Here is a 15,433-nt window from a genome sequence, read left to right as displayed (position 1 = left end):
AGGGGATGTCAGCATTGCACTCGGCAAGCACAGGCTGCTACTGGCAAAAATATCAGTTCTGGGGCTGGGAAATAGCAAACGCGAAGACGAAAAAAACCCCGGAAAGCCTTGAGCTACCGGGGCCCGTGCCCTTGGCCATCGACAAGCAACTGTTGCCAGCGTTGGCGCAGTTCAACAAACGCGCGTAATTCATTTACCACCGGTCCCTTCGCGGGACAAGCCCGCAGGGACCTCGATCTGTCAGGCTCGCGCACCCAGCATCCCGCGCTCGACGATAAAGTCGATCACCGCCTGCAACCCCTCGCCCTTCTTCAGGTTGCTAAAGGTCCAGGGCCGCTGCGGCCGCATGCGCTGGGTGTCGCGTTCCATCACTTCCAGTGAAGCCCCTACATAAGGGGCCAGATCGGTCTTGTTGATCACCAGGAAGTCGGACTTGGTAATGCCTGGGCCGCCCTTGCGCGGGATCTTCTCGCCCTCGGCCACGTCGATCACGTAGATGGTCAGGTCGGCCAGCTCCGGGCTGAACGTAGCGCTGAGGTTGTCACCGCCGCTTTCCACGAAAATGACTTCGAGGTTACCGAACTTGCGCGCCAGCGCTTCGACTGCCGCCAGGTTCATAGAGGCGTCTTCACGAATGGCCGTGTGCGGGCAGCCGCCGGTCTCCACGCCGACGATGCGCTCCGGCTCAAGGGCGCCGGCCTCGGTGAGAATACGCTGGTCTTCCTTGGTATAGATATCGTTGGTAACCACGGCAATCTGGTAGTGATCGCGCATGGCCTTGCACAGCGCTTCCAGCAGTGCGGTCTTGCCAGAGCCGACTGGGCCGCCGACACCGACGCGCAGGGGTTGTTGATAGCTTTGCATGCAGGCAGTCCTCAGGAACGGAACAAACGGGTGTATTGGGTTTCGTGACGCGATGAAGCGATGGCCAGCAGCGGCAGGCCGCCGCCAAGCTGGTCATCGCCCAGGGCCAGTGCCTGGTCCAGTGCAGCGGGCAAGTCGGCGCCGAGATCGCGCAGCAAGGTCTGGGCAGCCTGCTGGCCGAACGGCACCAGCTTGACCCCGGCCATGACTGCGCCCTCCAGCCAGGCAAAGCCATGGCCCAATGCCAGTTGGCGCAACGGGATGGCCCAGTGCGCGGCCAGCCAGGCCATGCCGCCCAACTGGGTCAGCTCAAGGCTGGTGCGCCAGGCCGGTGCCTGGCCCAGTTGCCAGCCGTCAAGCAACCGCGCCAGCGCCGCGCCGCGCTGCTGTTCTTCCAGGCGCAGCTCGGCGGTTTCGCGGTTGGCCAGCAAGAACCGGCTCCAGTGGCCGAACGCTTCGGCGTCCTCGGCCTGGCAGGCGTGATACAGACGCGCCAACACCGGCCAGTCAAGGCAAGCCAAGGTGTCGTGAAGCTGCTCACGCTGCCAGCCGGCAAAGCTGTCCACGCCGCGAACCCAGCCGGCCTCAACCGCCCACTCCAGGCCTTGCGAATAGGTAAAACCACCCACTGGCAAGCCGGGGCTGGCCAACTGCAGCAGGCGCAGCAGCGCCAGGTCGCTGTTCATCAACCGGCCAGCACCAGCGCGGCGCCGGCCAACAGGCCACCGCCAAAGGCCTTCTGCAGGCCGCTGTGGCGGCGCAGCAGGCAACCGATTGCAAAGCCTGCCGCCAGCAGCAAGCCGCTGACCGCGACAAACCCCGCGCTGAATTGCCAGAAAGCGCTCGGCGTGGCTTCCACGCCATGGGCCCAGCCATGGAACAAGGCGAACACCGGCATGGCCATGGCCAGCAGCAACTGGCGGCTCGGCAGCAGTACCGCCCCGGCAGCCACCAGCAGCGACACGGCAATCAGGGTCTCCATGCCCAGCACATCGCCGAACAGGTGACCGCACACGGCACCACCGAACATGGCCGCCAGAGTAGCCAGGGGCAACGTCAGGTTGCGCCGGGTCAACGCGGCGAGCACGCCGGTGCCCAGTAGCATCAGCAGGTGATCAAGCCCGGTCAGCGGGTGCAGCAGGCCGTCCTGCAGCGGGTTGCTGTCATGGCCTGGGTGGGCGAAGGCTGGCAGTGCCAGCATCAACAGAAACAGGGCGAAAGTCTTTTTCATCGGTTGCTCCAGGGCAGTTCAGGAATGGGCAGGCAGGCGAACGAACGGGTGATCGTGGCCATGGGCATGACTGTGGCTGTGGCCATGCGGTGCACTTTGGTAGGCGCCCGCTTCAGGCTCGAACGGGGCCTGTTCGGCCTCTACCGTCAGGCCCAGCCCCCGCAGCATGTCGTCCAGCACATGGTCGTGCTGGAAGCGCAACAGCCCGGGTTCGATCTGCAGCGGCACATGGCGGTTACCCAAATGGTAGGCGGCGCGGGCCAAGAGGTGTGGATCGGTACAGCGCACCGTGGACACCGCTTCGGGCGCCGCCAACACGCGGATCAGCTGAGTGCCCTCGGCATCGGCCAGCAATTCACCTCCGCGCAGCAGGTGGCCGCGCTCCAGCATCAGCCCGGCTTCGCGGCCATCGTCCAGGGTTACTCGCAGGCGGCTCTTGATACGGCTGTCCACGTCGAGGGTGACAGTGCCACTGACAACCCGCGTGCCGGGTTCGGAGATACGGCGGTTCAAGACAATCATGGGTGCTCCTCAGAACAGGAAATAGCGCTGGGCCAGCGGCAGTTCGCTGGCCGGTTCGCAGACCAGCAGCTCGCCATCGGCACGCACCTGATAGGTCTGCGCATCGACTTCGATCAGCGGCTGCAGGGTGTTGTGGACCATGTCCGGCTTGCGTACCCGCCGGCAGCCGTTGACCACCCCAATCAGGCTGCGCAGGTTCAGCTCCTCGGCCAACCCGCGGTCCATTGCCGCCTGAGGCAGGAATGTCATGCGTGTGGCATGCCGCGCCGCACCCAGCGCGCCGAACATCGGCCGATAGTGCACCGGCTGGGGGGTGGGTATGGAGCCGTTGATGTCGCCCATGGGTGCGGTAACGATCATCCCGCCCTTGAGCACCAGGGCCGGCTTGACCGCAAAGAACGCTGGCGACCACAGCACCAGGTCAGCCAGCTTGCCGACCTCCACCGAGCCCACTTCGTGACCGATGCCGTGGGTGAGCGCCGGGTTGATGGTGTACTTGGCGATGTAGCGCTTGACCCGGAAGTTGTCGCTGTAAGGGGTGTCTGGTGCCAGCGGCCCGCGGCGCAACTTCATCTGGTGCGCCACCTGCCAGGTGCGCAGCACCACCTCGCCAACCCGGCCCATGGCCTGGGAGTCGGACGAGGTCATGGCAAAGGCGCCCATGTCGTGAAGGATGTCCTCGGCAGCGATGGTTTCGCGGCGAATGCGCGACTCGGCAAAGGCCACGTCCTCGGCGATGCTCGGGTCCAGGTGGTGGCAGACCATGAGCATGTCCAGGTGCTCGTCCACGGTGTTGATCGTGTAAGGCAGGGTCGGGTTGGTCGAGGATGGCAGCACGTTGGCCTGCCCCGCTGCACGGATGATGTCCGGGGCATGGCCGCCTCCTGCACCTTCGGTATGGAAGGTGTGGATGGTGCGGTCGCCGATGGCCGCCAACGTGTCTTCGATACAGCCCGACTCGTTGAGGGTGTCGGTGTGAATCGCTACCTGGATATCCATTTCCTCGGCCACGCCCAGGCAGCAGTCGATGGCCGCTGGCGTAGAGCCCCAGTCTTCATGCAGTTTGAGCCCGACAGCACCTGCGGCAATTTGCTCGCGCAGTGCCTCAGGCCGTGAGGCATTGCCCTTGCCGAGCAACCCGATGTTGATCGGCAAGCTGTCGGCGGCCTGCAGCATGCGCGCAAGGTACCAGGGGCCGGGCGTGCAGGTGGTGGCATTGGTGCCGGTAGCCGGCCCGGTTCCGCCGCCGATGAACGTGGTGACACCGCTGTTCAATGCCTCGTCCACCTGCTGCGGGCAAATGAAGTGGATATGCGAATCGACGCCCCCGGCGGTGACGATCTTGCCCTCGGCCGCGATTACCTCGGTCCCTGGCCCGACCGGCACGTTCACGCCCGGCTGCACATCGGGGTTGCCGGCCTTGCCGATCAGCGCGATGCGTCCATGCTTGATACCGATGTCGGCTTTGACGATGCCCCAGTGATCGATGATCAGCGCATTGGTCAACACCAGGTCCATGGCCTCGGCCGCCAGCATCTGGCCCTGCCCCATGCCATCGCGAATGACCTTGCCGCCGCCGAACTTCACCTCTTCGCCGTAGATGGTGAAGTCTTTCTCGACCTCCACCCACAACGCAGTGTCGGCCAGGCGCACGCGGTCTCCAACCGTGGGCCCGAACATGTCGGCATAGGCCTGACGGGAAATACGGCTCATGCCCTGCCCTCCAGCGCGCCCATCACTTTGCCCTGAAAGCCACAGACCTCACGCTTGCCGGCGTAAGCCACCAGTTGCACGGTACGCGCCTGACCCGGTTCGAAGCGCACGGCAGTGCCGGCCGGAATGTCCAGGCGAAAGCCCAGGGTAGGCGCACGGTCGAACACCAGCGCGTCGTTGACCTCGTAAAAGTGGTAGTGCGAGCCGACCTGCACCGGCCGGTCGCCATGGTTGGCCACGCTGACGCTGACCGTTTCTCGGCCACTGTTCAACTCGATGTCGCCCGCGGCGACCTGGATTTCACCTGGGATCATGCAATGCTCCTTGGCGGTTTCAGACGATGGGGTCATGCACGGTCACCAACTTGGTGCCATCCGGGAAGGTCGCTTCGACCTGCACGTCGTGAAGCATCTCAGCGATACCGGGCATCACCTGCTCACGGGTCAACACTTCGCGCCCCAGGCTCATCAGTTCGGCGACTGTGCGGCCATCGCGGGCGCCTTCGAGCACTGCGGCGCTGATCAGCGCCACGGCCTCCGGGTAGTTGAGCTTCAGGCCACGGGCCAGACGCCGCTCCGCCAGCAGCGCAGCAGTGAACAGCAGCAGTTTGTCTTTCTCTCTCGGGGTAAGCTCCATGGCGCTCTCTCAGGTAGCCCAGATACGCGGCGGGCAGGCTGGCAGGCCGAGGATGGCCGGACGCAGCACATGCCACAGGCGTTGCAGGGTGCGTTGCAGGTGTTGGTTGTCATGGTCGAGCAGGCGGATCACCAGCAACGACCCAAGCAGGGTCGCACCGGCCGGGTTGCCCAGTTCATCGAGCAGCGGGCGAACCTGCTCCAGCACGGCCTGATCGGCCGGTGCGGCACAGAAGGTGGCGAGTAGCGGATGCCCACCAAGCTTGTCCAGGTGCCCGCCTTCGAGACGCAGGCGCTCATGCAGGCCTACCTCGTCAGGCAGTACGATGTGCAAAAGGCTGTCGAGGGCGCCGTGGTCGAAACGCTCGTGCATGACCGGGCGGCCCAGGCACAGGGTTTCCCAGGCCAGCAAGCGGGCGCCCGGCTCAAGGGTAAAACGGCTGGCGAGGCTGGCGCGGGCGCCTGAGAAGAAGATGCTGTCCTGCGGCAGCCACTCCAGGGTGCTGCCCGCGGCCAGGTGAAAGCGCTGGGCCAACCGCGCGGTCGGGCCGATGCTGCGATAGAACTTGCTGGCGCCAGGCATGGTCAGCAGCGCATGGCTACCCGGCTCCAGGTGAATGTCCAGTTCCAGACGGTCGCCGGCGACGATGCCGCCCGGCGGGTGCAAGACATAGACATGGCATGGCGCACCCTCCGGATAAAAAGGCCGCTGCACCAAAAGAGGTCCAAAATGCCTCCACGCACCAAGGCGGGTCACGCTGTCACGCTGCACAAAGCGCAACTGCAGGTGAGCACTCCAGCCTGCATCGTCTTGTTGTTGTTCGATCTGCTCCGCGAGCGACATCCTGCGGCCCCTGAAATCCGTGGCCTGCTGGCCGTTTAGAGGGTCTGGCGCGGGCGGCTGCTAGCGCGCACGGCCTGACCACTCGATCAAATTCGCAGGCTGGATATAGCAGGTTGCGGGCCAACTCCGCAGGTGAAGGATGATGAAACTTATGCTGCGGCCGCTCTGGCATCGGGCATACGGGGGGATGGCGCACAAAGCAGGGGCGTGCGCCGGCCCTGTTTCGGTGCCGGCGCCCGTGAGAATGGGGCAGCTTTGCAGCCCCTGAAAATCAAACCTCAGTAATCGAAGCGGTCAACGGCACGCCGACGCTCGTTGTCATCACGCCGGTCATAGATGGCCGTGGTCTGGATATTGGCATGGTGCGCCAGCTTCTGCGCAATCGACAGGTCGTGCTCTTCGATCACCCGGGTGATAAATGCCCGGCGAAAATCGTGCGGCATGATCTTCACCCCCACCTGCGCGCCGCGCTGGCGGGCAATGTAGTAGATCGCATGCTTGGTAATGCGCGCACGGGTAATGTGGCTGCCGCGACGGATGCGGTTGAACAAAAACGGGTCGTCCTCCGCCCCGGCAGGCAGGTCCTGGCGGCGCAGTTCAAGCCACGCCTGCAGCTTCTCGAATGCCCACGGCGGTGCATACTTGACCAGCTGGTGGTTGCCCTTGCCCACCACTTGCAGGCTGCGCGCCTCGAAGTCGACCTGGTCGAGGTCGATGTCGACCGACTCCGACTTGCGCATGCCGGTGCCGTACAGCAAGGCAATGATCGCCGCATCACGTACCCCCTGTGGCCGCGGGTCTGCTGCGCACACATCCATCAGCTCGCGGATCAGGCTGCGGCGCAGGTTGCGCCCTGGCGGCAGACGGGAGCCTGTGGCCGGCTTGACCTCGCGAATGCGCAACAACTGCTCGTGGTCGATCAGGCCCTGACGCCAGGCCTCGTTCATCACCCCGCGAATCGCGTTGACGTACAGCGACGAGCTGTTGGGCGCGTAACCATCAGCACGCAGGGCTGCCACCAGTGCAATCACATGGCCCGGCTCAAGCCGATGCCAAGGCACATCGACGATGTTGCAGTCGACGAAACCTAGCCGGTCGGCGGCGTCCTGAAGAATGTAGCGCATGGTTTGCTGGCTGGATGGGGCCAGACGGGCCATGTACTGCAGCAGCGGATTTTTCGAGAGGTCGGACAAAACGTGAATCCTGTAGCGAAGCGTCAGCCGGCACTGAACCAGGCAAACCCTGAAGCAAGTCAAAACGACATACAAGCCAGTCCGAATGACTGCAAAACGCGCATGTCATTCGGACCCTGAGAAGTGCCATCACCTTGATATTCAAAGGCTTTGCAACTGGCACGGATCGTGATCTTACCCCAATTGAGGCCTACTGAACGAACCAAGGACCGCCCATGCTCTTGCAACCCACTGCTTCACGCCCGCGCCAAGCCATCTGGGGTTTGGGTTTTCGCCCGTTCTTCCTGGGTGGCAGTTTGTTTGCGCTGATCGCCCTGCTGTTGTGGGCCGGCGTACTGGCCGGGGCACTGGCCCCTGCACCGCCCGGCGGCATGCTCGCCTGGCACCGCCACGAGATGCTTTACGGCTTCGCCGCCGCCATTATCGCGGGTTTTCTGCTGACCGCCGTGCAGAACTGGAGCGGCATCCCAGGCTTGAGCGGGCGGGCGCTGCAGGGTTTGTTCCTGCTTTGGCTGCTGAGCCGGCTGAGCTGGTTTCTGCCACTACCGGGTAGCATGCTGATACTGGTCGAGGGCAGCTTCCTGCCATTGGTGGCACTGAGCCTGGCACGACCGATCGTGCAACGGCGCCTGCGCAACAACTACCCTATCGTGGTACTGGTGCTGTTGATTGCCGCCTGCCAGTGGTTGACCTTGGCCGGCTGGTTGCAGCAGGACGAACTGTGGCAGCGTCGTGGAATATTTGCCGGACTGTGGCTGGTGACGGCGATGATGACCGTGCTCGGCGGCCGGGTCATACCATTTTTTACCCGCCGTGGCCTGGGTCACCTTGGCGCGGCCCCCGCCCGTCCATGGCTGGACCGTGCCTGCCTGTTGCTCAGCGTGGCAGTACCGCTGGCGTTTGCCACCGGCCTGGCCGATAAGCCCCGTGCCAGCCTGGCGGTGCTGTTTTTTGCCTTGTTCGCGCTGCACGCGGCCCGACTGCTGCTGTGGCACGATCGTGGCCTGTGGCGCGTACCGTTGCTGTGGTCGCTGCACCTGGCCTACGCCTGGATCGCCCTGGCCTGCCTGGGCATGGCGCTGTGGCACAGTGGGGTGGCCCTGAGCCCAAGCCTGGTGACCCACGCGCTGACCGTTGGCGCCATGACCGGGCTGATCCTGGCCATGATGGCGCGGGTCGGCCTGGGCCACACCGGCAGGCCATTGCAGGTACCGACCAGCATTGCCTGGGCCTTTGCCCTGATGCAACTGGCGACCCTGGCCCGGGTGATTCTGCCGCCGTTTACATCGTTGGGGGTAAGCGTTTCTACACTGTGCTGGAGCCTTGCATTGCTGCTGTTCCTGCGCCATTACCTGCCCATCCTGCTGCGGCCCCGGGCAGACGGAATGCCTGGTTGACGCGCTTGGGCCGCCTTGCGGCGGTGTGCCATGAGGGGAGCTGGGTGGGTGGTTTGCTCACCCTCCTGATTGCGACCGATCGCCAAAAGCGAAAGACCGCTAGACAGTAGCCGCCGCCCACCACCCTGGAAACATCTGCTGCACCCGCGTCTCGGCGAAGCGTTCGTCAATCAGCACCAGTACACCACGGTCCTGGTCACCCCGAATAACCCGGCCCGCCGCCTGGATCACCTTGCGTACGCCCGGGTAGAGGTATGCGTAATCGAAACCCGCACCAAATTGCCGCCCCAGGCGCTGTTTGAACTGCTCGTTGACCGGGTTGACCTGAGGCAGCCCCAGGGTGGCAACAAACGCGCCAATCAGCCGCGTGCCGGGCAAATCCACCCCTTCGCCGAAAGCGCCGCCCAATACGGCAAAGCCCACACCTCGGCCATCGGCGACAAAGCGATCGAGAAATGCCTGGCGGGCCGCCTCGTCCATGCCCGGCTCCTGTGACCACAGGGGAATCTGGCCATGCTGCTCGGCCAACAGCCCTGCCACCTGTTGCAGGTATTCGAAGCTGCTGAAGAACGCCAGATAGTTACCCGGCATGCGCTCATACTGCCGGGCAATCAGGTCAACGATCGGCGCCAGGGAGGCTTGGCGCTGCTGGTAACGGGTGGACACCTGGCTGGCAATGCGTACCTCCAGCTGTTCGGCACGGAACGGCGCGGCCACGTCCAGCCAGGCGGTATCGGCTGGCATGCCCAACAGGTCGCTGTAGAAGTGCCGTGGGCTCAACGTGGCGGAAAACAGCGTCGCACTGCGCGCCGCCTGCATGCGTGGTGCCAGCAGCCGCGCCGGGATGACATTGCGCAGGCACAGGGTGGCCAGGCGCCGTTTGCGCGGGCCCTGGCGTTGGCTGATGTCGAACAGAAAGTGCTCGTCGAACAGCTCGGCAACCCGACAGAACTGCAAGGCCTGATAGAAGAACTGCAACACCTGAGGGTCCATGTGCGTGGGCGCCTGGTTCATCTGCTCCTGAATCAGCCCGACGCACTGCTGCAGGGCACGCAGCAGCCCTTCAGGCAGCGACTCGCTGGCCTGGTACGGCGCGCGCTGCTCTTTATACAACGCGTTCCATTGCCTGTTGAGGCGGTCCAGCGCACTGACCAGCCCAGGCGGTTTGCTCTGGCGCAACGCCAGCAACTGGCCCTGGTCAAGGCTGGCGCTGTACATGCCGCGCCCACGCTCGACCAGGTTGTGCGCTTCGTCCACCAGCACTGCCACTCGCCACTGGTTGAGCTGGGTCAGGCCGAACAGCAAAGCATGCGCATCGAAGTAGTAGTTGTAGTCGGCGACCAGCACGTCGACCCAGCGCGCCATCTCCTGACCCAGGTAGTACGGGCACACCTGGTGCGCCAAGGCCACTTCACGCAGGTTGGCGCGGTCGAGCAACGGCACTGCTGCAGCAGCCTCGCGCGCAGCCGGCAAACGGTCATAGAAGCCTGCGGCCAAGGGGCAGGACTCACCATGACAGGCCTTGTCCGGGTATTCACAGGCTTTGTCGCGAGCGATCAGCTCCAGTGTGCGCAAGGCAGGTTGCGGCGTGGCATCGGTGATCTGGCGCACGGCGTCCAACGCAAGCGCCCGGCCCGGTGTCTTGGCGGTGAGAAAGAACAGCTTGTCCAGTTGCTGCGGCACCATGGCCTTCAGCAACGGGAACAAGGTACCGAGGGTCTTGCCAATGCCGGTGCTGGCCTGGGCCATCAGGCAACGGCCGGTGCTAACCGCCTTGTACAAGGTTTCAGCCAACTGCCGCTGGCCCTTTCGGAACTGTGGGTAAGGGAAACTCAGCGCCAGCAGGCCTTGGTCACGTTCGGCCAAGCGTTGTTGCTGCAATCGGGCCCAGCCCAGAAAGCGCTGGCACTGGGTTTCGAAGAAGGCCTGCAACTCGGCAGCCGAACAGTGCTCAGTGAACAGCGTCTGGCTGTCGCTGTCCACGTCGAGGTACACCAGCGCCACCTCGATGGCGGGCAGTTGTCGTGCCTGGCACATCAACCAGCCATAGACCTTGGCCTGCGCCCAGTGCAACTGACGGTGATTGGCCGGTTGACGCGCCAGATCGCCACGGTGCGTCTTGATTTCCTCCAGGCGATTGCTGCCAGGGTCATAACCATCGGCACGGCCCCGCACCGTCAGGGTTTCGAACTGGCCTTCAAGGGTGATTTCCGACTCGTAGCCAGCAGCCCGCCGTGCCACTACCCGCTGATGTCCCTCGATACCCTCCTGAGCGGAGGGCGACGGCGTGAAACGCAGGTCCAGGTCGCCAACCTTGGCGCTGAACTCACACAAGGCGCGCACCGCTACGCTGTAACTCAAGGCGATTCGCTCCAGCGCACGTGGCACACCGCGACCGGCAGGCCGTGTTGCCGGCAGAACTCCAACCAGCGCAGTTGATTGTCCTGCAGGCGATCACCGGGCCCCTTGACCTCGACCATGCGATAACGGCCCTGCTCGGGCCAGAACTGGATAAGGTCGGGCATACCGGCACGGTTGCTGCGAATGTCCTGCAACAGGCGCAGGAAACATTGCTTGAGTGCAGCGGCCGGCAAGCAAGCCAAGGCCTGCTCCAGCAGTGCCTCGCTGAGCATGGACCAGAACACGAACGGCGACTGCAACCCCTGTTTGGCCACGTAGCAGTCGAGAATCGCCTGGCGATGGCTGCCATCGTCGAGCCTCCCGAGGCAGCGTTCGAACAGTGCACTGCGCCGTTGCTGGAAGTCGCTGTCGTGCAGGTCCTGTGGCGCGGCCTGGAACGGGTTGAAGAATGCGCCGGGCACCGGGGCGAAGATGGCCTCCCAGCACAACAGGCCAAACAGGCTGTTGAACAGCGTGTTTTCCACGTAATGCACCTGCCCCCCCTCTTGCATCAGGTGCTGACGCACGGCTTCTTCAACGCCCAGCGCAGCATGCCCGCGGGGCAGTTCGAGCTCGATCAGTTCCAGCGGCGTGGTGCGCTTGCGCCGCTGGGGCGGGCCGCCGAGTTTGCGCGCCAGGCGTGGCAGCATGCGCTGCAGCGCCTGCTCCTCCAGCGCGTTGGCGGGTGCCGCAGCCAGTTGCAATGCCAGTGCATGGGCCTGGCCCCACTGTTCGCTGCGCTCCAGCACCCTCACCTGGCGAATGCGCGCCTGGGGATGGTTGCACTGCGCATACACGGCCGTGGCCAGGTCCCATTCACCCAGGCGCTCGCATTGTTGGCCCACGGCGAATTGCAGCCGCGCATGGCGCCGGGCCAGCCAGGGGTTGTCGCTGTGCAGGCCCTGCAGGGTGGCAAGGATCGGCTGCGGGTCGCCGCCCTGCTCCAGGCGCTCGGCGCACTGGTGCAGGGCCATGGCCAGGTCGACATCGTCACGTTGCTGCAGGGCGCGAGAATCGGAGCTGAATGGTACCTGCTCGTAACGCAGCAAGCCCAGGTCGGCGAGGACAAAGTCTGACCAGTCCTGGTACAGGTTGCCGAAGAACAGCAGGCGCATGCGGTCGCACAGAGGTTGCAGGCACCACTGCAGAATGCGCACCTCGCTGTCGGGGAACCATTCGGCCAATGACCGCGCCGCCAGGGCCAGGGGTTGCAACTGTGCCAACAGCTCATGCTTGGCTGCGCGCGGGCGGCTCAGTTGCCGGGCGAAGCAGCGGGCCAGCTCTTCTTTGCGCAGCAACGCGAACAGCTGTTCAAGCTCCAGTTGCTCGGGCTCCCTTACCCAGCCAAGGGCCAGCAACGGCTGCAGCGCCAGCGCGGTATCGCCGATTTCGGCGTAGTCGAGCCGATCGCTGCGAAACAACTCGCCTTTGCGCATGACCATACGCACCATCAAGGCCTGGGCTGGCGCTTGCAACTGACTGAAGGCACGGATGAAGGCCAGTTCCTGGTCATCGAGCAGGTCCTGGTAGCGCTGTTCGACCCACGACACTACCTGGCGGAAGTTATGCAGGTAGTAGAACGGGTCGTCGACGGAATGGGCAATCACGGGATGGCATCAGGTAGCAAAAACAGACACTGGTTATACATACAGAAAAGCGTACCTGACAAGAGCCGCGGGTCAGCCCGGTGACTCGTTCATTTGACTTGTCGTCCCCTTCGCAGCAACTGTCAGCGCCTGCAAGCGTCTTGGTTTCAACTCGAGAAGCGGATATTTCGCCCGCAGTGCACCTCAAGCGCCTGCGCCAGTCGCCTTACCGCCCGCTGCAATTCATCCGGGTGCCCGCCCAGCCAAATCAGCGCGAGGTGTTGGGGGTAATGCCCCTGCAGGCCGAACTGCTCGCCCGGTAGCGCATGCAATGCAGAGCCGGCCAATGCCAAGGCAATACCGTCCCACGCCAGCGGCTGGCGGAAACTCACCCACAGCATTTGCCCTCCTTGCGGCAGCTCGAAGACCACCCGCTGGCCGAATTGCGACTGCAGCACATGCGCCAGGTATTGCGTGCGCCTTTGCAGGTCTGTGCGCTGTTGAACCAGTTGCGTTTCGATTTCCCCCTTGCCGAGCATGTGAGCAAGCGCCTGCAAGCGTAGCGGCGCAAGCCGAAACGCTCGCTCGGCGAATGCCTTGGCCAACACGGTGTCACGACTCAGTAAATAGGCATACGGCGCCTCTGCCCCCACCGCGGCCTCGAACGTGCCCATCACCAACAGCCAGCGCGGGTCGATCCAGTCACGCAGGCGTGTGCTCGGCGGCCCGTCGTAACAAAGCTCGCTGTCCAGGTCGTTTTCCAGCAACCATACCGGGTGTTGGCCAAGCAACTGCCCAAGCTGCTGCTGAAAATACGGTGAAACCAGCCGCCCTTGTGGCATGCCCAGGCAAGACGGCATGACCAACAGGTTTATCGGCTCGCTAGCAAGCAGCTTGGCCAAAGCGTGCAGCTCGGGGTTGCCACGGGAATCCTGTGGTACCTCCAGCACGCGCATGCCGACACGCCCCAAGGCGCGCAACACTTGCCAGCAACAGGGTGAATGCACCAACGCGGTACCACCTTGCATGGCCAGTGCGGTCAGCAGCGTCTCCAGCAACGCCAGCACATCGGGGGCCAACTGGACATCATCGGCATGCCAGTACTGGTTGGAGCAGCGGGTGTATCGCTCAGCCACAGCATTGCGCAAACGGGCGCTACCAAGCGCTTCCCAGGACGCAACCCTGCGATCACGCTGACGGGCCAAACGCCGTTCATGACCAAGCAGAATGCGCTCCAACAGTGGCTGTGTCGGCAAGGGAGGCTGCCGGGCCACGGCCACAGTCTGATCTTTGCCACCGTTTTGTACGTAATAACCCGACCTCGGCAGACAATGTACACGGCCCTCCTCCTCCAGCAGGCTGTAGGCACTCTGTACCGTGGCCAACGACACCCGTAACCGCCGGGACAGCTCACGCAATGACGGCAAACGGCATGTGCCAACGCCTGCAGCCTGGTCGATCAACGCTTCCAGGTAGCGATACACCTTGCGATACGCGAACTCGCCTGGGGCCGCTCGCCCCATCAAGGCAGCCCCGCAGCACCACGCCGCCGCCCCACCGCCTGCTGCGGTAGCAACCTCAGGTGTACATCCCGACGGGCCAGGTGGTTAAGCAGGCGCCATCCCGTCAGCGGTAACTGCCCATCATAAATCTGCCGCAGTTGCCCCAACGGCAGGCCACTGGTGTTCACCAGCCAGGCTTTGACTGCATCAGGGCAGGGTTTGCCTTGCAAGGCCCTGTGCAGGTACGGCAACGCCACTACCATGTCGGCATGCCGGCACTGCAAGAACCGCTCGAGGTTTTTCCCCTGCCTGGCAAACGGGCTGAACAGCAGGCACACCAGTTGGGCCTGATTGATGCCGTAGACTTTGCCAAATAGCAACGGGGTGGCGTTACGCTGCTTGCTGTCACCCCCCTGCCCTGCCAGCGTCAGCGCTGGGCGCCCGGCCTGCGGCTCCAGGCTGCGGGCACGCAGTTCGTGCAACTGTGCCGTGGCTAGCGAGTCGACGAATTCAGACAGCGACAAAGCATCCGTAGCAGCCTCGAAGTGACAACCCAGCATCGCGTCAATCTGCTGGTCTTCAAGCAACTGCGGCAACAGGTCATCAATAGCAATCAGCCGCACTGGCGCACGCCCCGGTACGGCGCCCGGTACCGGCCCGTGCTGGCCAACCGGTGCGCCCCCAACAGCGCCGTGCAATCGGCTCAGACCTTGGGCCAGTGCCGCCAGGCACTGGTGCACTGCATGCGGGCCGCACTCGCTGGCCAGGCGCAGGCTACGCCGGGCCCAAGCCAGGTATCGGCGCCGGTGGAACCCGGGCACGGCAGTGACCAATGCATCGGGAGGCACCGCTGACTGCAGCGCATTATCCACGGCCCCCGCCAGCTCCAGGTGCAAGCGGCAACCCAGCAGGGCTTCAGGCCTGGCATCGATCATGTGGCCGAACATCAACAACGCATCCCTGGCGAGCCCCCAGCGCTCAGGCATTACCGATAGCCGACGACTGAACGGCACCACTGCGCGCCCCTCGATCATCTGCAATTGCACCCTCGGATCATCCTGCATGAACAGGGCGCTAAAACTGCGCTCATGAGCTTCCAGCGTGGCGCTGTCGGCAACCGGCAGGCTGACCACCAATACCCGCAGCTGAAAGGTTACCGGCGAACGCAGGGCAATGCTCAGTTGCGCGGCACGCAACATGGCCAGCAGCCGGCTGCTATGGCGGTCGCTACCTTGCAATAGCTGCAAGCTGAAAGTACCGATGTACTCGGGCCCGCCTGCAGCAACCAACAGGCGTTGTATCAACAACTGCAAGGAAGCGCGCTGCGCCTGGGACATGTGGTTCAACAAGCGCTCAAGTACTTGCTGGTAGATATAATGCATCGCCTGGTCGTGAATAGCAGTCACGCAATCACCTCATCAACTTCATGCAGCCAGCGCATGCCGTACCAACCATTTCAACTTGAACATGCGCCAAACTTACCCAGAAGAAAATTCCTACAACTTAAATGAAAGTAATGACGTAACCCTTCACTGTCGCCAGGCCA

14 protein-coding genes are annotated in these 15,433 nt (G+C 63.8%); 1 reads left to right on the top strand and 13 read right to left on the bottom strand.

Going from position 1 to position 15,433, the window contains the following annotated elements; all coding sequences use genetic code 11:
- Positions 1 to 240 precede the first annotated feature (240 nt).
- The 9 genes from ureG to GST84_11510 all read right to left on the bottom strand — a co-directional run bounded on the left by ureG (position 241) and on the right by GST84_11510 (position 7,002).
- Complete coding sequence (ureG, locus tag GST84_11550) at positions 241 to 864, bottom strand: urease accessory protein UreG (GenBank protein ID XGB12967.1); 624 nt, start codon at positions 862 to 864, stop codon at positions 241 to 243.
- A gap of 11 nt (positions 865 to 875) precedes the next feature.
- A complete protein-coding gene (locus tag GST84_11545; protein ID XGB12966.1) occupies positions 876 to 1,550 on the bottom strand; it encodes an urease accessory protein UreF in 675 nt (224 codons plus the stop codon).
- Entirely contained in the window at positions 1,550 to 2,095 is a 546-nt protein-coding gene (locus tag GST84_11540; protein ID XGB12965.1) for an urease accessory protein UreJ, read from the bottom strand. Before GST84_11540 ends, GST84_11545 begins: the two co-directional genes overlap by 1 nt.
- An 18-nt stretch (positions 2,096 to 2,113) precedes the next feature.
- Complete coding sequence (gene ureE, locus GST84_11535) at positions 2,114 to 2,617, bottom strand: urease accessory protein UreE (GenBank protein ID XGB12964.1); 504 nt, start codon at positions 2,615 to 2,617, stop codon at positions 2,114 to 2,116.
- A gap of 9 nt (positions 2,618 to 2,626) precedes the next feature.
- Entirely contained in the window at positions 2,627 to 4,330 is a 1,704-nt protein-coding gene (gene ureC, locus GST84_11530; GenBank protein XGB12963.1) for an urease subunit alpha, read from the bottom strand.
- Positions 4,327 to 4,644, bottom strand: coding sequence for an urease subunit beta (locus GST84_11525; GenBank protein ID XGB12962.1), 318 nt, complete (start codon positions 4,642 to 4,644; stop codon positions 4,327 to 4,329). Before GST84_11525 ends, ureC begins: the two co-directional genes overlap by 4 nt.
- 19 nt (positions 4,645 to 4,663) lie before the next feature.
- On the bottom strand, positions 4,664 to 4,966 hold the full coding sequence (locus tag GST84_11520) for an urease subunit gamma (protein ID XGB12961.1): 303 nt from the start codon (positions 4,964 to 4,966) through the stop codon (positions 4,664 to 4,666).
- A 9-nt stretch (positions 4,967 to 4,975) separates the two neighbouring features.
- Positions 4,976 to 5,809 (bottom strand): urease accessory protein UreD, encoded by an 834-nt coding sequence (locus tag GST84_11515; GenBank protein ID XGB12960.1) that lies wholly within the window; start codon positions 5,807 to 5,809, stop codon positions 4,976 to 4,978.
- Between the two features lie 278 nt (positions 5,810 to 6,087).
- On the bottom strand, positions 6,088 to 7,002 hold the full coding sequence (locus tag GST84_11510) for a tyrosine-type recombinase/integrase (GenBank protein XGB12959.1): 915 nt from the start codon (positions 7,000 to 7,002) through the stop codon (positions 6,088 to 6,090).
- Positions 7,003 to 7,217: 215 nt separating this feature from the next.
- On the opposite strand from GST84_11510, the gene GST84_11505 reads away from it, so the two are divergent.
- Positions 7,218 to 8,399, top strand: a complete 1,182-nt coding sequence (locus GST84_11505) for a short-chain dehydrogenase (GenBank protein ID XGB12958.1) — start codon at positions 7,218 to 7,220, stop codon at positions 8,397 to 8,399.
- Positions 8,400 to 8,498: 99 nt separating this feature from the next.
- Here the strand turns inward: GST84_11505 and GST84_11500 are convergent, their stop codons facing one another.
- From GST84_11500 to GST84_11485, 4 genes are all read right to left on the bottom strand, one after another.
- Positions 8,499 to 10,760: an ATP-dependent DNA helicase gene (locus GST84_11500; protein ID XGB12957.1), complete on the bottom strand. Its 2,262-nt coding sequence runs from the start codon at positions 10,758 to 10,760 to the stop codon at positions 8,499 to 8,501.
- Positions 10,757 to 12,406, bottom strand: coding sequence for a VRR-NUC domain-containing protein (locus GST84_11495; protein XGB12956.1), 1,650 nt, complete (start codon positions 12,404 to 12,406; stop codon positions 10,757 to 10,759). The genes GST84_11500 and GST84_11495 overlap by 4 nt, the downstream gene beginning before the upstream one ends.
- Positions 12,407 to 12,552: 146 nt before the next feature.
- Positions 12,553 to 13,908, bottom strand: coding sequence for a GntR family transcriptional regulator (locus GST84_11490; protein XGB12955.1), 1,356 nt, complete (start codon positions 13,906 to 13,908; stop codon positions 12,553 to 12,555).
- Positions 13,908 to 15,293 (bottom strand): hypothetical protein, encoded by a 1,386-nt coding sequence (locus GST84_11485; protein XGB12954.1) that lies wholly within the window; start codon positions 15,291 to 15,293, stop codon positions 13,908 to 13,910. The genes GST84_11490 and GST84_11485 overlap by 1 nt, the downstream gene beginning before the upstream one ends.
- Between the last annotated feature and the right edge of the window lie 140 nt (positions 15,294 to 15,433).

Source organism: Pseudomonas putida (assembly GCA_041879295.1).
GTDB lineage: Bacteria > Pseudomonadota > Gammaproteobacteria > Pseudomonadales > Pseudomonadaceae > Aquipseudomonas > Aquipseudomonas putida_Y.
Note: the sequence above shows the minus strand (reverse complement) of the source record. Positions and strands in the feature narration are given on the sequence as shown.